The organism is Micromonospora sp. LOL_021, assembly GCF_048060215.1.
Classification (GTDB): domain Bacteria; phylum Actinomycetota; class Actinomycetes; order Mycobacteriales; family Micromonosporaceae; genus Micromonospora_E.
Window position 1 is genome coordinate 157407 of sequence record NZ_JBHMIN010000004.1, and the last position, 21723, is coordinate 179129.

The following is a 21723-nucleotide window of genomic DNA, read 5'->3' on the forward strand; positions in this document are numbered from 1 at the left end:
ATCGCCTACTTAACGGCAAAGATGACAACGAGTCGTTGTTACGCCCAGGTAGGGCGGTAATAATTCGGCCTGTGGGCATAGCTTCATTTGCGGGACGATTATCCTCAAGTTCGGATTGAACGAGCCGCTGGTTCCTCCCGGGCTAACTTGAAGTATTGACATGCTTGCGCTCCGGTTGGGGCGCTGTTAGCCTTCTGTCCGTGGCCCGGTCAGGGGCCGGTAGGTCGATCTATTTCACCTGAGTTACGCCCGCCAAGACAGTCTCAATCAACCACCCCTTGGGACGTTCATGTCGACGATGTGGCCGAAGTGATGACCGCTGCCTCAACCGCTGATTCAACGCCGACTGATGGAGATCGTAAGAGGGATTTCCGGCTGTACTGGATAGCCGGGGCCGTCGACCAACTCGGGTCGCAGACCTCCGGCATCGTCTTTCCGCTGGTCACCCTCGCGATAACCGGTTCGCCCGCCGCCGCCGGTCTGGTGGGCGCGCTGGCCCTGGCCGGTCGACTTGTCGCCGCGCCTGCGGCCGGCGTACTGGCCGACCGGTTGCCCCGCAAGCGGATGATGGTGGCGTCACTACTGCTGGCTGCCGCCACGATGGCGGTGCTCTTCGTCGCGGTCGCCAGCGGTACAGCGACCCTGGTGGTGCTCGCTGCCGCTGCCTTCGTCGAAGGGCTGGCTCAGAGCGGCTACGAGGCGGCCGGCGCGGGCTCGATCCGTCGGGTGCTGCCGGCTGACGACAAGAAGGCGCTGTCCCGGCTGGAGGCGCGCAATCACGCCGTACAGATCGTCGGTCCGGTTTTCGGTGGTGCACTCTACCAGATAGGCCGGTGGGTGCCATTCCTGGTGGACGCTGTGTCATATGTGGTGTCCGCATTCCTGGTCGGTGCGATCCGCACCGATCTCACCCCGGACCGTGTCGAACGCACGTCGTTCCTCACTGATCTGCGGGACGGCTTGCGCTTCGTATGGCGGCAGCCGTTTCTACGATTCGTGACCATCTGGGCTGCCGGGATCAATTTCACCTTCGGCGCACTCATCTACTACGCGATTCTGACCGCCGGGCAGCAGGGCGCGGCCGCGTCGTCGATCGGCCTGGTGCTGACCGTGGCCAGCGTAGGCGGGTTGACCGGCGCGTTGTTGGCGCCCGCCGTGTTCAGCCGGGTCCGGCCGATGACCGTCATCGTCGTCGCCTCCTGGGCGATGGTCGCCCTGGTCGCGGCCATGTCGCAGGCCCGGCAGACCTGGACGTACGGCCTGCTCTTCGGCCTGGTCTTCCTGCTCAGCCCGTTGCTCGGGGTCATCTTCCAGTCGCGGGTCATCGCATTGACGCCGGACGAGCTGCAGGGCCGGGTCGGCACCGTGATGGGCACCGCCGGCGAGGTGCTGCAGACCCCGGCGCCGCTGCTCGCCGGCCTGCTCGTCGCCTGGTACAGCCCGACCGCCGTCGCGCTGATCTTCGCCGCCGCACTGGCCGGGCTGGCCGTCTACACGACGGTCAACCTGCGCCAACTGCGCGCCGGGGCGGAGGACCCACCAGACGACGCGACGTCGACCGAACCCGACGCGACGTCGACCGGATCCGTGGCAGAGGAGGCACGCCGATGAGCCGTGAATACCGACTGTTCTACCCGGCACTTCCAGCGGTCGCCGAGCACGCGCCGCACCGGGTGGTCTACGTCGGCGACGCCGACGGTCGGTGCCAGATCCTGGCTTGGGACCGCCGGACCGACACGGTCACCCAGCTGACCGACCGGGCGACCGGAACGATCCGGGCCGCGTTGGACCCGGACGGCGAGACGGTGTGGTGGTTCGACGACGACCTCGCCGGGGTGGGTGTCTGGCGTACCCGCGACTTCCCGAACAGCGCCACTGACCAGGTCACCTCGCCGGTCTCGGCTCCGGCGCTGCCCGGGGTGACGCCGGCGCGGCACGCCGGGATCGCGATGGCCGACGACGGAACCGCCCTGGTCGGGCTCGCCGACGACGACGGCCTGACCCTGCATCGGCGCGACCCGCACGGACGAATCACCGAGGTCACCCGGACCGCCGGGTACGCGTACCTGGTCGACCTGGACCCGACCGGTGAGCTGGCAGCGGTCGGCACCGACCCGGCCGCCGCGGACGCCGTGACCGTGGTCGGCCGCGACGGGGCCACGGTCGGGGTGGTGTCCGGCCAGCCGGATCGGCGGGTCTGGGCGCTCGGCTTCGCCCCCGGCGGCGGTCAACCCCGGCTGCTGCTCGTGCTGGAGCAGGACGACCGGTACTTCCCGGCGACCTGGACCCGGGCCGACGGACTACAGCCGCACAGCTGGTGCTGGTTCGACACCGAGATCACCGCGAGCTGGTACCCCGACGGCCGGCGGATCCTGATTCGTCAGGATCGGCACGCCCATACGATCCTGCACGAGGCCGACCTGACGGTGCGGGCCAGCGCGGTGCTGCCGACTCCGCCGGGCAGTGTGCTGGACGCGGCGGTCTGGCCGGACGGCGACGTCGTCTACATCTGGACCGACTCGCTGACCCCGCCGCAGCTACGGTCGGGCCGTGACGTCCGGCTGCCGGACAGTGGCGCCGGTCCGGACCCGGCGGCGTCCGCCACGGTCGACGACTACCAGCGGCAGGAGCTGTGGGTGCCGGGGCCGGGCGGGCCGATCCACGTGCTGCTGACCACACCGAACGACGACCGGCGTACCCGTCCCGCCGTTTTCCTGGTCCACGGCGGACCGTCGCAGCACGCGCGGGACGCGTACGACCCGCTGGTGGAGATCCTGGCCAGCACCGGCTGCGCGGTGGTGCGGGCCAACTACCGGGGGTCCAGCGGCTACGGCTCCGCCTGGCGTAACGACTTCAGCTCCGGCGTCGGGCTGACCCAGGTCGCCGATCTGGCGGCGGTCCGCGAGCATCTGGTGACCGAGGGGTTGATCGAGGCGGGACGGGCCGCCCTGTGGGGCACCTCGTGGGGTGGCTATCTGACCCTGCTCGCCCTCGGTGTGCAGCCACGGCTGTGGCGTCTCGGGGTGGCGATCAGCCCGATCGCCGACTACGCCGCCGCGTTCCATGCGGCGTCCCCGGCGGTCCAAGCGCTCGACGTGATGCTGTTCGGCGGCACCCCGGAGCAGGTTCCCGAGGCGTACGCCCGGTCGTCGCCGGCCAGCTACGTCGACCAGGTCACCGCGCCGGTGCTGCTCGCCGTCTCCAGCGACGACGTGCGTTGCCCGCCGGCTCCGGTGGAGCGGTACGCCGGCCTGCTGGCCGCCCGCCGCGTTCCGCATCAGCTGGTCCGCCGCCGGGCCGGGCACGACGACTTCGACGCCCGCAGCCATCTGTCGCTGATGCAGACCGTGCTGCTGTTCATGCAGCGGCACTTCGACGGCGTGCAGGAGGAGGGTACGGCGGTCGCGCTCGCCATGGCGCGGCCAGTGGCCTGACCCTGTTCCCCGCACGTTGGCAGGTTCGGTCCGATCGGGAGAGGAGGTGAACGGCATGCGGAAGAACGTTGTCGAGAACGACCCGATCAACGGCAACCGCGACCAGCTTCGCAGCGCGAACGTCACGGTCACGGTCTCGGTCAAGATCAAGTTCTGATCCGGGTCGTACGGGGTGGAGGCGGGCGGGTCGCGCCCTGGCCGGCATCGCCTGACCGCCTCCATCCCATCGCCGTGGCCGTCACCACCCCACCGGGTCCTGACCGCCTCACTGCACCGGTCCCGACCGCCTCCGTACCTCCGGCACACCTGTCCACCTCCGACACCCGCGCTGACCGGGTTCGTCGGTAGCGGCTCGCATAGAAGGGAAGGGCACATGCGGATCCTGCTGGTCAACATGCCGTGGTCATCGATCGATGTCCCGTCGCTGGCGCTGGGCATCCTCACCAACAGCGTCCGCCAGAAGATGCCGGACGCCGAGGTCGAGGTGATGCACGCCAACCTCGACTTCGTCGACTGGGTGGTCGACCGACGTGAGTTCGGCCTCGGCGACTACTACTACTATTCGCTGTTCACCTACTTCTCCGGCTGCGGTGACTGGGTCTTCTCCTCCGCCCTCTACGACGACCCTGAATGGCGGGTCAGCGAGTTCACCCGCGTCGTCCAGGGCCAGATGTCCGAACGCGACCTGAGCCGCAACATGGACCTGCACCGGGCCGCGCCGGAGTTCATCGACGAGATCGCCGCCCGGATCGTCGACCGGGCACCCGACCTCGTCGGATTCACCTCGACGTTCCAGCAGAACACCGCAGCGCTGGCGACTGCCCGGGCGGTGAAGAAACTCGACCCCCGGATCCGTACCGCCCTCGGTGGGGCGAACTGCGACGGCGAGCAGGGCGCGGCGCTGCACCGCAACTTCTCCTTCATCGACTTCGTGGTACGCGGCGAAGGCGAAGCGGCTTTTCCCCAGCTGCTCACCGCGCTTGCGGCCGCGCCAGCGGACAACCAGGGCGACTTTTCCAGCATCGAGGGCCTGTGCTGGGCCACCCCGGACGGCCGGCACGTGGCCAACCCGATGAGCACCGCACCGCTGCCGCCGGCTGAGATCGTCAGCCCGGACTACACCGGCTACTTCGAGCGGCTGGCCGGCTCCAAGGCGAACAACTGGGTCGAGCCCCGGCTGGTGGTGGAAGGCGCCCGCGGCTGCTGGTGGGGCGAGAAGCACCACTGCACCTTCTGCGGGCTCAACGGCTCGTTCATGCAGTTCCGCAGCAAGCATCCCGGCCGGTTCTACGACGAGATCATCGGGCTGGTCGAGCGGCACCAGGTGCTGGACATGTTCGTCGTCGACAACATCCTCGACATGAGCTACGTCAACTCGCTGCTGCCCCGGCTGGCCGAATCCGACTACGACCTGCGGCTGCAGTACGAGATCAAGTCGAACATGCGTGGCCCGCAGGTACAGGCCCTGGCCGACGCCGGCCTGGTCAGCGTCCAGCCAGGCATCGAGAACCTGAACAGCCGGGTGCTGAAGATCATGGACAAGGGGGTGACCGGCTGCCTCAACGTGCGGATGCTGCGCGACGCGGAGACCAGCGGCATCACCATCGCCTGGAACTACCTGTACGGCTTCCCCGGCGAGACCGACGCCGACTACCAGTCGATCATCGACCAGATGCCGGCCCTGCACCACCTCTGCCCACCCGACGGCAGCACCCGGATCGCCATCGAACGGTTCAGCCCGTACTTCGTCAAGCCGGAGCTCGGCTTCACCGACCTGCGGCCGGCCGCCCAGTACCGGCTCATCTACGACCTGCCCGAGTCGGAGCTGATGGACCTGGCGTACATCTTCGACACCCCGACCCAGGGCATCGACGAGGACCTCGCCGAGACACTCGACCGGGCCGTTACCAGCTGGCAGCACGAGTACGCCCGCAGCCGGCTGACCCACCACGATCTCGGCACCGAGATCGTGCTGGTCAGCGAGCGGCGGCAGTTCGACTGGCATGTGCTGCGGTTGACGGATCCGATTGAGATCGCCGCCTTCCGGCAGCTGGACCAGCCGCACAGCGTCGCCTCACTGGCCCGGCGGATCTCCGCGTCGGAGGAAGCGGTGGCCACGCTGCTCGCCCGCTGGAGCGACCTCGGCCTGCTGTTCAGCGACGCCGACCAGTTCATTCAGATCGCACCGCAGGCGATGAACCAGGACCTGCTCCGCATCGACCACCTGCACCAGGAGCGGGCCGCCGCGCAGGCGGAAGCCGCGTCGACGGACCCGGCCACGTCCGCCGGGCACCCCACGCCCGAGCCCGCGCTCACCGCCGTCTGACAGGAGCACCGCGTTGATCAGCACCGACATCGAGGCACCGCCGACCGGGCCGGTCGTGGCCCGACTGCACCGGGACCACGATCCGGCGGTCGCCGACATTCCCGGCATCGACCTGGGCACGGCCGAGTTCACCGGGTCCGCCGCCGACACCGTCGCGGACTGGCTCGACCGGGGGGTACGCAAGGTGGCGCTGCCCGGCGGCGTCGACCTCACCGCCGCCGGCTCGGTGGCGGCGGCCGACGCGGTCCGCCGGCTCGTCCTGGTCCGTGAGTTGACCAGCTACGCCATCGAGGTGGACTGGTCGATACGGCTGCCGGGCGGCGACGGCGACCTGTGGCGGGTGTACGGGCATCTGCGTCCGCCAGCGACGGTCGAGATCGTCGGCGCAGCCGGCTCCGTTGACGCGGCTGGCTCCGCCGGCGCCGACCCTGAATCCGACCCGGGTACGGTGGCCGCTGCCGCCTGGCGGGACGCGTTCTACTTCGACAAGTGCACCTACCGGCGTGGCCCTGGGTTCGTCCAGGTCCGGGATCGGCGGGCTGGTCGGCTCAACCTGCTGACCATCGACGACCCGGCCTACCTGGCGGTGCTGGAGCAGTTGCTCGACGGTGCCGAGATGACCACTGTCGACCTGGACATCGCCCGCGAATTCGGCGAGGAAGGGCTGGTCACGAAGGTGGGCGACCGGCTGGTCTGGTTGCCGCACCGGCTGCGCCGCTGGCCGCTGCCGTCGATGGTGGTGTGACCTCGTCGCCCATCGCCTCCGCCGGGACGCCGGTCCAGCGGGAGTACGCGCTGTCCACGAAGTACGCCTCGCCCGGATCCCAGGTGTGCCCGGTGGGCCGCCGATGGTAGAGGTAGCCGAGCGGATGGGTGCGGTAGATGGTGGCGCCCTCCGCCCGGAGCCGCTCGATCAGCCCGAGGTCGACCGAGCGGGGCACCGGGCGCCAGCCGCCGACCGCCTCCAGATCGCTCTTCGCGAGCAGCATCGTGCCACCGGCGACCACTCCGCCGTACGCCTCCGGGATGCCCGACCGTCGGCGGAGGGTGACGCCCTGATCGTCCAGGTGGACGAACTCGGCACCCTTGCCGACCAGGGTGGCCCCGGAGTAGTGCCGGGCCAGCACCAGATCCCAGACGTGTTCGACGCCGTAGCTGTCGTCGTCGTCGAACTTGGTGATCAGGGTGCCGCGGGCGCGCCGGGTGGCCGCTGCGAGCCCGGCGCCGAAGTCGACCGACTCCGGCAGGTGCAGCACCTCGAACGGGCGGCCCGCGTCGGACAACGCCCGGCGGGCCGACTCCGGCAACTCGATGCCGTGCAGTCCCAGGATGATCTCCATCTCCGGATAGGTCTGCGTGATGATCGCGGCCAGCGCGGAGGTGACCAGCTCCGGCCGCCGGGTGATCAGGACCGCGCTGACCGACGGCGGTCGGCCGAGTGCCGGCAGCCCGCCGTCGGCGAGGCCGGGCAGCCGCAACCCTGCGGCGTGGCCGCGCATCGCGGCCCGGCGCTGCCGTACGCTGCGCGCCTCGACGGTCAACGGGCCGTCCCGCCCGGCTGATCCGGCTGATCCGGGCAGTTGCCCGGTGACGAGTGCGCGTAGCTGCGGGTCGAGCAGGTCGGCCACGGCCGGCGGCAGGACCGGGGCGTGCACGAGCACCCCGGTCGCGGCGAGCTGCACCAGCAGCCCGGCGGTCTGCTCGGGATGTTCACCGGGCACCAGCCGACAGCGCACCGCGCGGACCTGCCGCAGCGCGGCCAGTGCCGCCGCGTCCAGCCCGGGGCCGGTCAGTGACCCGTACCGGGTCGACCCGCTGATCGGTCCGCGGAACCTGCTGGCCCCGGACCGGTCGGCGCGGGCGAACTCCAGGGAGATCTCTGCCGCCTCCGGCCGGTACGCGACCGCCAGCCGGCCACGCGGGTTGATCCGCTCGGCGTCGATCAGCACGAGCCGTTCGCCAGCGGGCGTGGTGACCGCGTGCCCGGTGCCGGCCAACCGGACACCGTACGCCGCGCCGCGCTCGCCCTGCGGGCCGGTGGCATCCCGGCCGTCCAGCACCAGGTCGTGGGCGCGGATCTCGTCGCGCTCCGGCAGCGGTCCGGCGGTCAGCACGGTCGCCCCCGCCGGCAGGTACGCCGGCGGAGCACCGAGGGCGGTGACGTCGGCGGTGCCGGGGGACGGCATCGGCCGAGACCCGTCCAACGCGCGCAGCGCCGCCCGTACCGCCGACCGCAGCGGCACCGGGGCGGCGAGCGCCAGCCGGACGGTGGCCGCGCCCCGGCGCAGCCTGGGCAGCCCGACCCGGTGCCGACGCAGCTGCGGCAACGTGCCGACGCTGCCGGACCAACCGAGCCCCGGGTACCGCCACCAGACGACGACCACGGTGGCAGCACGTACCGGCTGACCTGCTGCCGGGTGGTGGGGCAGGTCGCGTAGCCGGTCCACGGTGCCGGCGATCACCAACGCGCGCCGGATGCCGGGTAGCCGCAGTACCCGCAACCCCACCGCACGGCCGAGTCGTTCGGCCGGGCGGGGTGCCGGTAGTCCGGTGAGGCGCCAGGTGATCCGGCTGCCGGCCGGCGCGGAGGCGTCGGAGCCGGCGTCGCGCCTCACCTGATCGCCCCCTCCTCGGCTTCGTCGTCGACCGCACCACCCCGGGCGGGTACGGTGCCGGGCCGCGCCGCCGCTGACGGCGGTGTTTGACCGGCCCGGCCGGGCATCCGCTTGCGCAGTGACCAGACGGCCACCAGCGTCTGATAGAGAGAATAGGCGTTCGCCGCGACGAGTCGGTGCTTGACCGTCTCGTTGCCGTTGCCCGGCACCGGGTACCCGCCGGCCGGCCGATGCCGGCGGTAGAGCTCGCAGGTGCGCCGGAAATAGCGCCGCCGGTGGGACCTGGGGACCCGGTGCGGGTGCCCGAGTACCTGCAGGCAGTGCCAGATCATCCGACCAAAGATCAACGGGCGTACGCCGGCGGCCCGGCCCGGGTGGGCGTCAAGGTAGGTGAAGACCCGCTGCCACTGGTCGAAGACATCGAAGTGCCGGTCGCTGACCGTCCGGGTGATCGCGCCGTCGTCATGTTGCCGGTACGCGTAGCAGTCGCGATCCAGCACGGCGATCCGGTCCGTGGCGACCAGCAGCGGGATCACGAACGAGACATCTTCGTACCAGCCGGACTGGAAGGTGATCCCGGTGTCGATCAACCGGTCCCGCTTGATGACCTTGTTGCAGGCGATCCACAGCACGTCGAGCAGCCCTGGCTCGTCGGCGAAGCGGAAGACCTCCGGAAGTTGGCGGCCCGGGGCGATGCCGGTGACCGGATGTTCCTCAGCCCGGCCGTCGGGATAGACCCGGGAGTACCCGGTGATCAAGATGTCCGGGTCGGTTCGGTCGAGCCGGTCGGCGACCGCGTCCAGCGAGCCGTCCGGCAACCAGTCGTCGCTGTCCACACACCATACGTAGCGACCGCTGGCGTGGGCGATACCCGCGTTGCGGGCGGCGCCCAGCCCGCCGTTGCGGTCCAGGGTGACCACGGTGATCTCGGGGTGTCGCTGTGCGTAGCTGGCCAGAATGGCGCTGGACCCGTCATCGGAGGCGTCGTCCACCGCCACGATCTCCACGTCCGCCCGACGCTGCGCCAGGACCGAGTCGAGGCACGCTGCGAGGTACTTCTCGACCCGGAACACCGGGATGATCAAGCTCAGCAGTGCCATCGGTGCAGCGCGCCTTCCACGTACGTCGGTGCGTCGGTCCGGCGGCGGGGGTCAACCGTCGGTCCGACATCGTCCGTCGGGTAGGGGAAGGGGGCCCTGGCAAAAGGCTAACAGCTGGTGACCAGTTGGCGAACGTCCGGGACTTTCCCGCCCATGTCACCGATCGCCGCCCACGCGACGTCTGTGTCAGCAGGGGTCGGACACCGGCAGGTCCACACCGGGGAGGGTGCCCAGGCATGGGAGTGCAGTGTGTACGGCGCGGCTGAGATCATCCTGCCCGGGCATGTGGTGGGCAAGCCGCGACCCGCCGTCGACCAGGCGGTATCCGCGTCCACGGCCCTGGACGGGTCGAGGGCGGCGGACCGCGCCCCGTCCGGGGCGGTGGAGGAGGAGTTCGTCGCGTTCGCCTCGGCTGCCGCGCCACGGTTGCGCCGCACCGCCTACCTGATGTGCCGAGACTGGCATCTGGCCCAGGATTTCACCCAGACGGCACTGGCCAAGATGTACGCCGCGTGGCAGCGGGTGTCCCGGTTCGACAATCTGGAGGCGTACAGCCGCAAGGTGCTGCTACGGGTGGTGCTCGACCACCGCCGCCGGCTGAGCGCCCGGGAGCTGCCGATCGCCAGCCCTGGTGAGGACGGGGATCCGGCCCGGTCCGCCCGGCCCGATCTGCGGGTCACCATGATCGACGCGCTCGGCTGTCTGCCGCCCCGCGACCGGGCGATCGTGGTGCTGCGCTACTGGGAGGACCAGAGCGTCGAGACCGTCGCCGAGACGCTCGGCGTCTCGGTGTCGGTGGTCAAGACTCAGAGCCGGCGTTCCCTGGCTCGGCTGCGGGAACTGCTCGGCGACAGCCGCGCCGACCTGCTGGCCGAGGACCCCTGACCGGCCGCCGGCCAGTCGACGCCAGTCGACGTCAGCGATCGGTCGGTATCAGCGGGCGGCCAGGCGGCGCAGCCGTTGGCGGCCCTGGCGGGCCACCCGGACCCCGCGCCGCGCCGCGCGTCCGGCCTGGTAGCGGGCCATCCGGCTCCACCTTGCCGGTGTCGCGGCGGCGGTGACCAGCGGGTCCGAGACCACCAGACGCAGCCCGCGGCGGCCGGGTGCGACCCACACGGCACGGCCCCGGGCGGTCAGCGTCGCCCGGGTGCCGGGCGCACCCGGGGCCGGCGGGAGCACCAGTTCGGCGCCGTCGTCGCGGGCGACGACCCGCAGCGCGTATCGGCCGCGGGGCAGTGTGGCCAGCGGTACGTCGACCCGCCAACGGAGCCGGCCGCCGCTGCCGTCGGCCACGGTCAGCGGCAGTCGCAGCCGGGTGTCGCCGATCTCCAGCACCAGGTCGTCCCGCTGGTCGCCGGGCGCGCCGCCGGGGCCGGGCAGGCCGCACCACCCGGTCAACCGGACCACCTCGTCGCCGGCCGGGCCACTGCGGCGGACGCTGTGCACACCGACGGTCGGCGCGGGTACCCGCAGCAGGTCCCGGTACCGGTCCCAGCGCGGATGGTCGAGGTAGAGCTGCCCACCGCACAGCCGGACCGGGCCGGCGTGCCGGGGCTGGCGTACTCCGTCCGGGTCCTGCTCGTAGAGGGCCACCGCGCGTAGCCCGGCGTGCGGGTTCCGGCTGAACTCGGCGGCGACCGGCACCGGTACGTCGGCCAGCAGCGCCGCCATCCGGCGGGTGAAATCGGCCAGCTGCCCGTCGTCGAGGACGTCGGCGGCCCGCCCAGCGTAGTGCAGCTGCATGTACGCGACCCACCGTCGGACCGCTCCGGCCACCTCGGGCGCGACGTGGGAGCTGCCGGCGACCAGCCGTTCGATGATGGTCAGATGCTGCATGATCTTCGCCGGCCGGAACCGGCCTTCCATGATCGACGAGCCGTTGCCGCGCTGCCGGTAGAGGTAGACCAGTCGCGGGCTGAGCGCGGTCAGCGGGGAGCGGACCAGCAGCGGGACGGTGAACAGGACATCCTCGAACGCGCTGCCCTCGGTGAACTCGGCCCCGACCTGGTCGACCAGGTCGCGGGCGAACACCTTGTTGCAGGCCGACGGGTTGCCGATCAGCAGCGGTGCCTCGGCGACGGACCCGATGGTGCGGGCCGGGCCGACGATCTCCGCCCGCCAGGGCGGGCTGGGCCGGGGTGGGAAGCCGTGCATGTCGCCAACCGCCACCTGCGCTCCGTCCCGCTCGGCGATGTCGATCAGGTGGTCCAGCCCGCCGTCGGGGTAGAGGTCGTCGGAGTCGAGGAAACCCAGGTAGTTGCCGGTGGCCAGGCGTACCCCATGGTTGCGGGCGGCACCGAGACCGGCGTTGTCCTGCCGGACGTAGCGGACCCCCGGCGCCCGCCGGGCGTAGTCGCGGGCGATCTCGCTCGACGAGTCGGTGGAGCCGTCGTCGATGACGACGACCTCGATCTCGGGCCGCCGCGGCTGACGGTCGATCGACGCCAGAGCCGCGCCGAGCCAGGCCTCGGTGTTGTAGACGGGTACGACGACGCTCGCCCTTGGGGCAGCCACGATCACCTCTCGGCGGGTTGTCCGGCGGTGCCGCGCCGCTCCCGGCGGCGGGCCGGGTACGCGGTGGCGGCGGCGGTCAATCTACCGCGCCCGGGTGGCCGGTGCCCCTCGGCACGGCTCGCCGGCCGCCGGGTGCATGATGGCGGACGTGCTGGGGAAACTGCAGACCGAACCGGTCCGGAGCCGACTCGACCTGGTGGCCGCGCCGGTGGCCGCCGCCGTCGAGCAGTGGTCGGCCGAGGTGCCGGTCGACGTGGATGACGTGGCGGTGGCGCCGATCGATCCCGAGCTCGCCGATACGGCGGCCTTCTGCGCCGCGTACGGGGTCGCGCTCGACGAGTCGGCCAACTGCGTGGTGATCGCCGGCAAGCGGGGCGGTGTCGTCCGGTACGCCGCCTGCATGGTGCTGGCCACCACCCGGGCGGACGTCAACGGGACGGTCCGCCGGCTGCTCGACGCCCGTAAGGCGAGCTTCGCTCCGATGGCCGACGCGGTGCAGACGACCGGGATGGAGTACGGCGGGATCACCCCGATCGGGCTGCCGCCGGAGTGGCCCATCCTGGTCGACGCGCGGGTGGTGGCGGTGCCGCACGTGGTGATCGGTTCCGGGGTGCGGGGCAGCAAGATCGTGCTTCCCGGTCCGGCGCTGGGGGTACTGCCCAACGCACGGGTCGTCGACGGGCTCGCGCTTCCAGCCGGCACCTGACCGGGCTCGCGCTTCCAGCCGGCACCTGACCGGGCTCGCGCTTCCAGCCGGCACCTGGCGGGGCTCCGCCGGGGTGAGACTTCGGCGTCGGTGACGGTACGGTGATCGGCGGGCGTCGGGTCAGCGTGGACACCGGAGAATCAGTCGGCGGCATCTCGGTGACTGAACGGTCGTTCAATTCGGCTCGACACACGGTTAGGCTGGCCAGGTGACGGTAGATCAGCAGGCGGCAACGACGGACGGGGCGGACCCGGGCGCGCCACGGCGACGCTCACGTCGCGACGAGATTCTCCAGATCGCGGTCGGGCTCTTCGCGGCCCGCGGCTACCACGGCGTGTCGATGGACGACATCGGTGCCGCCGCCGGGGTCACCGGCCCCGCTCTCTACCACCACTTCGCCGGCAAGGAGGCGATGCTCGCCGCCGCGCTCATCCCGGTCAGCGAGGAGTTGCTCGACGGCGGCCGCGCCCGGGTCGCGGCGCGGCCCGGCGACGCCACCGCCGCGCTCGCCTCGCTGATCGAGTTCCACGTCGAGTTCGCCCTGGCCAACCCGGCGGTCATCGCCCTGCACCTGCACGAACTCGACCGGCTGCCGGAGGAGCCGCGTCGGCGGATCCGGCGGCTGCAGCGGCTCTACGTCGAGGAGTGGGTGGCGGTGCTCACCGCGCTGCGCCACGATCTCGACGCGGCCGAGGCCCGGGTGCTGGCGCACGCCGCGTTCGGCCTGATGAACTCCACCCCCTTCCTCGGCGGCGAGGTCGACCGGGAACGGCGGGCCACCCTGCTGCGGGCCGCCACCCTCGCCGCCCTGCACGGCTGAGCAGCACCCCGGGCCCATCCCCGCGCCCGGCAGCGGGCGCCGCACCCCGCGAGGAGAGGCATGATCGAGTCGTTGCTGGTGGCCAACCGGGGCGAGATCGCCCGGCGGATCATCCGAACCGCCCGACGGTTGGGGGTCCGGACCGTCGCCGTGCACTCCGAGGCCGACGCCGGTATGCCCTTCGTCGCCGAGGCCGACCAGGCGATCTGTGTGGGTCCGGCCAACCCGGCGCAGAGCTACCGCGACACCGGGGCGATCCTGGCCGCCGCCAAGAGCAGCGGCGCCCAGGCGGTCCACCCCGGCTACGGGTTCCTGTCGGAGAACGCCGAGTTCGCTCGCGCGGTCGAGTCCGCCGGGCTGATCTGGGTCGGCCCGGGCGGCGACGCGATCGAGGCGATGGGCGACAAGATTAACGCACGGAACCTGATGTCCGCCGCTGGCGTACCAGTCGCCGCGGGCAGCACCGAGCCCGCCGAAACCGTCGACGCCGCACTCGCCGCCGCCGCCACCATCGGCTACCCGGTGATGGTCAAGGCCGCCGCCGGCGGCGGCGGGATGGGCATGGGCGTCGCGGCCGACGCCGCCGCGCTGCGGACCGAGTACGACAAGGTCCGGGCGTTCGCCGCCCGCATGTTCGGCGACGGGTCCGTGCTGATCGAGCGCTACTTCCCCCGGGTACGCCACGTGGAGGTGCAGATTCTCGGCTGGCGGGCGCCGGACGGCACCGACGGGGTCGTCGCCCTCGGCGAGCGGGAGTGCTCGGTGCAGCGGCGCAACCAGAAACTCGCCGAGGAGTCGCCGTCGCCGGCGGTGACCGACGAGATCCGGGCCGGACTACTTGCCGCCGCCGTCCGGGCCGGGGAAGCGGTCGGCTACCGCAACGCCGGCACGGTGGAATGCCTGCTCGACCCGACCACCGGCGAGTTCTTCTTCCTGGAGATGAACACCCGGCTGCAGGTCGAGCACCCGGTCACCGAGCTGGTTTACGGCGTGGACCTGGTCGAGGAGCAGTTGCGGGTGGCCGCCGGTCTGGAACCGACGTTCGACCCGGACGCCCTCGCGCCGCGCGGGCACGCGATCGAGCTGCGGATCAACGCCGAGGACCCGAAACGCTTCCTGCCCGGACCGGGCGCGGTCACCGCCTGGTCGGAGCCGACCGGCGACGGGGTCCGGGTCGATTCCGGGTACGCCGCCGGCACCACCGTGACGCCGTTCTACGACTCGCTGATGGCCAAATTGATCGTCTCCGGCGCCGACCGGGCCGAGGCGATCACCCGGGCCCGTGCCGCAGTCGCCGGCTTCGAGGTGGCCGGACCGAAGTGCAACCTGCCGTTCTTCGCCGAGCTGCTGGAACACCCGGAGTTCGTCTCCGGCGACTACGACACCGGCATCGTCGGCCGGATGCGGGCGCGGTGACCTTCACCGGATCCCATTGAGTGGACGGCGCTGGCGCGGGATGCTGGACGGATGGTAGCGACGCCCCTTCCCGAGTCCGTGTCGATCCGCGAGGTCGGGCCGCGTGACGGTCTGCAGAACGAGCAGCCGATCCCGACCGAGGGCAAGGTCCGCCTGCTGGACGCGCTGTCCGGCACCGGCGTACGCCGGATCGAGGCGGTCTCGTTCGTCCATCCGAAGGCGATCCCGCAGATGGCCGACGCCGACGAGGTGTGGCGGCGGACCCGGCGGGTGCCCGGGGTGCGCTACTCGGCGTTGGTGCCGAACCTGCGAGGTGCCCGGCGGGCGATCGACGCCGGCTTCTCCGAGATCGAAGTGGTGGTGTCGGCCAGCGACACGCACAACCGGCGCAACGTCAACCGGTCCACCGCCGAGTCGTTGGACGACATCGCCGAGCTGATTCCGCTGCTGCACGCCGCCGGGGCGCACGTCGAGGTGATCGTGGCGACCAGCTTCGGCTGCCCGTACGAAGGGGACGTCTACCCGCACCGGGTCGCCGGGATCGTCGACCGGGTGGTGGCCGACGGCGCGGACCGGGTTGCGTTCGGAGACACCACCGGGATGGCCACCCCGCGCCGGGTCCGCGAGCTGGTCACGGCGGTGCGCGACCGGCAGGCCGCCGTGCCGGTGCTGCTGCATTTCCACGACACCCGGGGTACGGCGTTGGCGAACCTGCTGGCCGCGCTGGAGCTGGGGGTCACCGAGTTCGACGCCAGCGTCGGTGGCCTGGGCGGCTGCCCGTACGCGCCCGGGGCCAGCGGAAACGTGGCCACCGAGGAGGTGGTGCACATGCTGCACGACATGGACGTCGAGACCGGGATCGACCTGGATGCCCTGCTGGCCGCCGCCGAACTGGCCGAGGAACTGGTCGGCCGGCAACTTCCCTCCGGGGTGCTGCGCGCCGGCCCCCGTACCCGGCTCACCCCGACCAGCTGACCCGCTGGCGGGGGGTCGCGAGGGTGACCGCCGTACGGTAGCCTAACGATCGTTTAGTACGGGCTGGTGCGAGGGGGCGGCGTGACGCTGGACGGTGAGGCGCTGGATCGGCTCGACAAGCGGATTCGGGCCGGCGGTGCGGAGAAGTACCATGCGGCCAACGCCGCCCGGGGCAAGATGTTCGCCCGGGAACGGGTCGACCGGCTGGTCGACGCGGGCTCCTTTGTGGAGGACGGCCGGTACGCCAACGCCCTCGCCGACGGGCTGCCCGCCGACGGCGTGATCACCGGTACCGCCACCATCGACGGTCGACAGGTCTGCCTGATGGCCAACGACTCCACGGTCAAGGCCGGCTCGTGGGGTGCCCGTACCGTCGAGAAGATCATCCGGATCATCGAGCGGGCGTACGAAACCGGCCTACCGATGGTCTATCTGGTCGACTCCGCCGGGGCCCGGATCACCGACCAGGTCGACCTGTTCCCCGGCCGGCGCGGTGCCGGCAAGATCTTCTGGAACCAGGTCCGAGCCTCCGGTGCGATCCCGCAGGTCTGCGCCCTGTTCGGGCCGTCGGCCGCCGGCGGCGCCTACATTCCGGCGTTCTGTGACGTGGTGGCTATGGTCGAGGGCAACGCCAGTATGTACCTCGGCTCGGACCGGATGGTCGAGATGGTCACCGGCGAGAAGACCACCCTGGAGGCGATGGGCGGTGCCCGGGTGCACTGCGCCGAGTCCGGCGTCGGGCACTTCCTCTGCAAGACCGAGGACGACGCGCTCGACGTGGTCCGCCGCTATCTGTCCTACCTGCCGGACAACTGGCGGCAGCCGCCACCGGTGGCGGCTGCCGGCGACCCGCCGGCCGGGGTCGACCTGGCCGCGCTGGTACCGGCGAGCGAACGGCAGGCGTTCGACATGCGCCGGTTCGTCAAGGGGCTGCTCGACGAGGGTAGCTTCCTGGAGATCCAGGCGCTGTGGGCCCGCGAGCTGACCGTCGGCTTCGGCCGGCTGGCCGGCCAGGTGGTCGGCGTGGTCGCCAACAACTCGATGTTCAAGGGTGGGGTGCTGTTCGTCGACTCCGCCGACAAGGCGACCAGGTTCGTGCAGCTGTGCGACGCGTTCAACGTACCGCTGCTGTTCCTGGCCGACGTGCCCGGCTTCATGGTTGGCAGCGCGGTGGAGAAGCAGGGCATCATCCGGCACGGCGCGAAGATGATCAGCGCGATCTCGGAGGCCACCGTACCCAAGATCTGCGTCGTGGTCCGCAAGGCGTACGGTGCCGGGCTGTACGCGATGGCCGGACCCGGATTCGAGCCGGACGCCACGCTGGCCCTGCCCACCGCGAAGATCGCGGTGATGGGTGCGGAGGCCGCGGTCAATGCGGTCTACGCCAACAAGATCGCGGCGATCGACGACCCCGACGAGCGGGCCGGCTTCGTCGCCGCCCGCCGTGCCGAGTACGAGCGCGACATCGATCTCACCCGGCTCGCCAGCGAACTCGTCGTCGACGACATCGTCCGACCCGAACAGTTGCGTGCCGAACTGGTCCGGCGGTACGCGGCGGCCGCCGGCCGGGACCGGCACTTCTCCCACCGCCGGCACGGCGTCACCCCGGTCTAGCGGCTCCTCCAGGAAGGATCTGGACATGGACTTCAGGCTGACCGACGAGCAGGAAGCGCTGCGGGAGAGCGTCCGTGAGTTCGCCCGCGAGGCGATCGCGCCGGTGATCGGTGACTACTACCAGCGGCACGCCTTTCCGTACGACATCGTCCGTCAGATGGGCAAGATGGGGCTGTTCGGGCTGCCGTTCCCGGAGGAGTACGGCGGGATGGGCGGCGACTACTTCGCCCTCTGTCTGGTGCTGGAGGAGCTGGCCCGGGTCGATTCCAGTGTGGCCATCACGCTGGAGGCGGCGGTGTCGCTCGGCGCGATGCCGATCTACCGGTTCGGCACCCCAGAGCAGCGCGAGCGATGGCTGCCGGAGCTGGTCAGCGGGGCGGCGTTGGCCGGTTTCGGGTTGACCGAGCCGGGGTTCGGCTCCGATGCCGGGGGGACCGCCACCCGGGCGGTGCGCGACGGCGACCATTGGGTGATCAACGGTTCGAAGGCGTTCATCACCAACTCGGGTACCGACATCACCTCGCTGGTGACGGTCACCGCGGTGACCGGGACCAGACCGGACGGGTCGAAGGAACTGTCCACCATCATCGTCCCGGCCGGGACGCCGGGGTTCACCGTCGCGCCCGGCTACTCGAAGGTCGGCTGGTGTGCCTCGGACACCCACGAGTTGACGTTCGACGATTGTCGGGTTCCGGCCGATAATCTGCTGGGTGAGCGGGGTCGGGGGTTCGCGCAATTCCTCCAGATTCTGGACGAGGGGCGGATCGCGATCGCCGCCCTCGCGGTCGGCCTCGCGCAGGGGTGTGTCGACGAGTCCGTCCGGTACGCGGGTCAGCGCCGCGCATTCGGCCAGCTCATCGGCGGGTATCAGGCGATTCAATTCAAGATCGCGGACATGGAGGTACGGGCGCACACCGCCCGGCTGGCCTACTACGACGCGGCCGCCCGGATGCTCGCCGGTGACCAGTTCAAACGTCAGGCCGCGGTGGCGAAGTTGCACGCCAGCGAGTGTGCTGTGCAGAACGCCCGGGAGGCGACCCAGATTCACGGTGGTTACGGCTTCATGAACGAGTTCCCGGTCGCGCGATTCTGGCGCGACGCGAAGATTCTCGAGATCGGCGAGGGCACCTCGGAGATCCAGCGGATGATCATCGCTCGTGATCTTGGGCTGGCCGACGCTTGATGAGCTTGTAAGGGTGCCCCGGAGGGCACCGCACCTCACCGGTTGTGTCGGAAATCCGTTCCTTTCGGGTCGTCAGCCGGACGGAAAGCTGACCCGGGCACCCTGCAATGCGTACCCTCTCCTGCCATGAGTCCGGATCATGCTCCTGACCAGAGCAGGGTCGGGTTCGACGAACTACTCCGCAGCCGTCGGCTGGCCGTCGGCCTGACCCAGGCGGAGCTCGCCGCGGTGGCCGGGGTCGGCGTGCGTACCGTCCGGGACCTGGAGCGGGCCCGTACGGTCCGGCCGCAGCGGACCACGGTCGATCTGCTCGTCGCCGCGCTCGGCCTGACCGGCGAGGACCGGACGGAGTTTCATGCGGCGGCGCGGGGCCGCCCGGCCGAGCCGCGTGCGACGATTCCGCGCCAGCTGACTCCGGCACTCGCCACCGCAGCGTTATCGGCCGGGTCGCGCAGCGAGGCTGCCGGCGACATCGAAACATTGGTCGGGCCCGGCCGTAGCCGGGGTGTCCCACTGCCCGGCGAACTGATCGGCCGCGACTGTGACGTGGCCGACCTGGCCGGCCTGCTGACTGCGGGACCCGGTGCCGGGGCAGGGCTGGTCAGCCTGGTCGGACTGGCCGGAGTCGGCAAGACCAGCCTGGCGCTCGCGGTCGCCGCCGAGGTGACCGACCGGTATCCGGGCGGCACCGGTGGCATCGTCGTCACCGAAGGTTCCACCGTCAGTGACGTACTGACCGCCTCCGCCACCGTCTTCGGCGTCGGGCGGGTCAACGATCTGGCGGCCCGGCTCGCCGACGGCCCGGCACTGCTGCTGGTCGACGCGGTGGAACGGGCGCCGGTGGCGATAGCCGACGCGCTGCACTGGCTGACCCGTACCGCGCCGTCGCTGCAGGTAGTGGCGACCGGCCGGCACCCGGTCGGGCTCCCCGGTGAACGGGTCTGGCCGGTCACGCCGCTTGAGGTGCCGCCGGCCGACACCGAGACCGACCTGGCCACGGTCGCCGGCTACCCGGCGGCGCGGCTCTTCCTGGCCCGGCTGCGGCAGGTACGCCGGGAACCGGTGCACCCCGGCGAAGTCGGCGCGCTGGTCGGGCTGGTCCGGCGGCTCGGCGGGCTGCCGCTGGCCATCGAGCTGGCCGCCGCCCGGGGGCGGGCGCTCGACCTGAACGAGATCTTCAACCGGTACGGCGACCGGCTGCTCGATCTGGCGGTGCCACCACCCAGCAGGGAAGCCGTGGCGGTAACCCTGCGCGACGCGGTCGCGGCCAGCTACGCGCTGCTCACCCCCGCCGAGCGGCGCGGCGTACGTCGGCTCTCGGCGTTCCGCAACCGGTGGTCGGTCGAGCTGGCCGAGGGGATGCTCGCCGAGGATCCGATCCAGCCGGATGTCGGCCAACTCGACATCGGCCAACCCGACATCGGCCAGTCGGATCACGACGGTCGGGTCGACCCGGTGCCGTTCCTCGACCGGCTCATGTCGTTGGGGCTGCTCGGTGCCCGGGGCGCGGGTCCGTACCGGTTCCGGCTGATCGACGTGGTGCGGGATCTGGCCACCGAGCGGGCCGCCGCACACGGCGAACTTTCGGCGATCCGGCGTCGGCACGCCGTGCTGTTCGCGCGGCTCGCCGAACGGGCGGCGGTCGACCTGGCCGGGCCGAAGCTGGTCACCGTCGTCAGTCGGCTCGACGAGGTGGCCAGTGACCTGTGGGCCGCGCTCGCCCACTCGGCCAACGACGACCCGCACACCGCACTGCGCCTGGCCGCCGCCCTGCCCCGATGGTGGCGGTTCCGGGGACGCGACGTGGCCGGACGGCGCTGGCTGCGCCGGCTGCTCGACGACCCGCGGTCGGCCGACGCGGACCCGGCGATCCGGGCCTGGGCGCAGATCGGCGTGGCTCAGCTCGCGCTGGAGCACGACGCCGGTCCGCAGGAACTTCCGGCGGTCCGGTCGGCGCTGGCCAGCTTCATCGAGCTCGGGGAGACGTCGGGTGAGCTGGCCGCGCGTACGGTGCTCAGTTCTGCCTGCCTGGCCGCCGGTCGGTTCGACGAGGCGCGGGCGCACTCCGAGGCGGTGCTCGCTCTGGCTGGCCGGATCGGCCGGATCCGGGAGATGACGCTCGCCCAGCACGCGTTGGCCCGGCACGAGATCCGTTCGGGTGACCTGCGGGCCGCCCGGCGCCGGCTGGCGGCGGTCGACCGGCTCGCGGCCAGGTCCGGCGAGGACCGGTTGCGGCTGCTGGCCCGGGCCAACCTGGCTGAGGTGGCCAGGCTGGAGGGCCGGTACGCGCGGGCGGCCGACCTGGGACGCCGGGTGCTGGCGGCGTTGACCGCCGTCGGTGATCCGAGTCACCGGCGGCAGGTGTTGGGCATCGTCGGGCTGGCGCTGGCCCAGGACGGCCGCCTCGCGGAAGCGGCCGACGCCCTGACCGAGCTCCGTGGCCAGGTGATGCCGGTGGAGATGGTGGACCGGCCGGTCCACCACGCCGACCACGCCGGGCCGGGCGACGATCCCCGGTGCGCGTTGATCGAGGCGACCCTTGCGGCGCGGCGCGGGGAACGGGAGCTGGCGATGGAGTGGTACGCCGTGGCGGCCCGTTCGCTGGGCAACGGCCCGGAGCCGCGGGACGCGGTGGAGGCGATGGTGGGGCTGGTGGTGCACGCCGAGACGGCGGTGTCGCGGGCGGCGGCCCAGGACCGGTTGGCGGCGGCCTGCCGCAGCGCCGGGATCACGCTGCTGCCCCGGGAACGAGAAGCGGTGGGTCAGGGCTGAATCAGGTCAGGACGCTGAATCAGGTCGGGGCTGAATCAGGTCAGGACGCGGACGTCCGGCGGGGCCATCACTGGCCACCCGCCGGACGTCGACACGCCCCCCGGGTTGGCGCGGAATCGCCCCCCGGCCTGGACCATCGTCCTGGCCTTCGCGCCGCACCCCCCGTTACGCTCCCGGTCGCCAGTACGCTATCCGGCCCATCCGAGCTGTTTGCGGCTTTCAGAGCCTTATGTCGTTGATCGAGGGTG

At 71.6% G+C, this 21723-nt stretch carries 15 protein-coding genes; 12 read left to right on the plus strand and 3 right to left on the minus strand.

The genetic code is table 11. The features are described from left to right. Window positions 1–312: 312 nt before the first annotated feature. The 4 genes from ACFHWT_RS05545 to ACFHWT_RS05560 all read left to right on the plus strand — a co-directional run bounded on the left by ACFHWT_RS05545 (window position 313) and on the right by ACFHWT_RS05560 (window position 6505). A complete protein-coding gene (locus tag ACFHWT_RS05545) occupies window positions 313–1611 on the plus strand; it encodes an MFS transporter (protein ID WP_416593466.1) in 1299 nt (432 codons plus the stop codon). Beyond that, complete coding sequence (locus ACFHWT_RS05550) at window positions 1608–3434, plus strand: prolyl oligopeptidase family serine peptidase (RefSeq protein WP_416593467.1); 1827 nt, start codon at window positions 1608–1610, stop codon at window positions 3432–3434. Before ACFHWT_RS05545 ends, ACFHWT_RS05550 begins: the two co-directional genes overlap by 4 nt. Before the next feature lie 373 nt (window positions 3435–3807). After that, entirely contained in the window at window positions 3808–5760 is a 1953-nt protein-coding gene (locus tag ACFHWT_RS05555; RefSeq protein ID WP_416593468.1) for a RiPP maturation radical SAM C-methyltransferase, read from the plus strand. Window positions 5761–5773: 13 nt separating this feature from the next. Further along, entirely contained in the window at window positions 5774–6505 is a 732-nt protein-coding gene (locus ACFHWT_RS05560; RefSeq protein ID WP_416593469.1) for a DUF5825 family protein, read from the plus strand. On the opposite strand, the gene ACFHWT_RS05565 is transcribed toward ACFHWT_RS05560, so the two are convergent. Beyond that, the gene (locus ACFHWT_RS05565) at window positions 6429–8375 is read right to left on the minus strand and encodes a hypothetical protein (RefSeq protein ID WP_416593470.1); all 1947 of its coding nucleotides are present in this window, start codon (window positions 8373–8375) and stop codon (window positions 6429–6431) included. The two genes, ACFHWT_RS05560 and ACFHWT_RS05565, sit on opposite strands and share 77 nt — an antisense overlap. Further along, a complete protein-coding gene (locus ACFHWT_RS05570; RefSeq protein WP_416593471.1) occupies window positions 8372–9475 on the minus strand; it encodes a glycosyltransferase family 2 protein in 1104 nt (367 codons plus the stop codon). Before ACFHWT_RS05570 ends, ACFHWT_RS05565 begins: the two co-directional genes overlap by 4 nt. Window positions 9476–9724: 249 nt before the next feature. Here ACFHWT_RS05570 and ACFHWT_RS05575 point away from each other — a divergent pair, with 249 nt between their 5' ends. After that, window positions 9725–10360, plus strand: a complete 636-nt coding sequence (locus ACFHWT_RS05575; protein WP_416593472.1) for a SigE family RNA polymerase sigma factor — start codon at window positions 9725–9727, stop codon at window positions 10358–10360. 48 nt (window positions 10361–10408) lie between these two features. Here ACFHWT_RS05575 and ACFHWT_RS05580 read toward each other — a convergent pair whose 3' ends face one another. After that, window positions 10409–11989: a glycosyltransferase family 2 protein gene (locus ACFHWT_RS05580; protein ID WP_416593474.1), complete on the minus strand. Its 1581-nt coding sequence runs from the start codon at window positions 11987–11989 to the stop codon at window positions 10409–10411. A gap of 151 nt (window positions 11990–12140) precedes the next feature. Between ACFHWT_RS05580 and ACFHWT_RS05585 the strand changes: the two genes are divergently transcribed. The 7 genes from ACFHWT_RS05585 (at window position 12141) to ACFHWT_RS05615 (ending at window position 21475) form a co-directional block, all read left to right on the plus strand. After that, window positions 12141–12695 (plus strand): YbaK/EbsC family protein, encoded by a 555-nt coding sequence (locus ACFHWT_RS05585; RefSeq protein WP_416593523.1) that lies wholly within the window; start codon window positions 12141–12143, stop codon window positions 12693–12695. 208 nt (window positions 12696–12903) lie between these two features. Then, window positions 12904–13515, plus strand: coding sequence for a TetR/AcrR family transcriptional regulator (locus ACFHWT_RS05590; RefSeq protein WP_416593475.1), 612 nt, complete (start codon window positions 12904–12906; stop codon window positions 13513–13515). Between the two features lie 60 nt (window positions 13516–13575). Then, the gene (locus tag ACFHWT_RS05595; RefSeq protein ID WP_416593476.1) at window positions 13576–14931 is read left to right on the plus strand and encodes an acetyl-CoA carboxylase biotin carboxylase subunit; all 1356 of its coding nucleotides are present in this window, start codon (window positions 13576–13578) and stop codon (window positions 14929–14931) included. A gap of 51 nt (window positions 14932–14982) precedes the next feature. Then, the gene (locus ACFHWT_RS05600; protein ID WP_416593477.1) at window positions 14983–15906 is read left to right on the plus strand and encodes a hydroxymethylglutaryl-CoA lyase; all 924 of its coding nucleotides are present in this window, start codon (window positions 14983–14985) and stop codon (window positions 15904–15906) included. A gap of 81 nt (window positions 15907–15987) precedes the next feature. Beyond that, window positions 15988–17520 carry an acyl-CoA carboxylase subunit beta gene (locus ACFHWT_RS05605; RefSeq protein ID WP_416593479.1) on the plus strand — a complete coding sequence of 511 codons (1533 nt, stop codon included), beginning with the start codon at window positions 15988–15990 and terminating at the stop codon, window positions 17518–17520. A gap of 25 nt (window positions 17521–17545) precedes the next feature. After that, window positions 17546–18703, plus strand: a complete 1158-nt coding sequence (locus tag ACFHWT_RS05610; RefSeq protein ID WP_416593480.1) for an acyl-CoA dehydrogenase family protein — start codon at window positions 17546–17548, stop codon at window positions 18701–18703. A 126-nt stretch (window positions 18704–18829) separates the two neighbouring features. Further along, complete coding sequence (locus ACFHWT_RS05615) at window positions 18830–21475, plus strand: ATP-binding protein (RefSeq protein WP_416593482.1); 2646 nt, start codon at window positions 18830–18832, stop codon at window positions 21473–21475. Window positions 21476–21723: the final 248 nt, after the last annotated feature.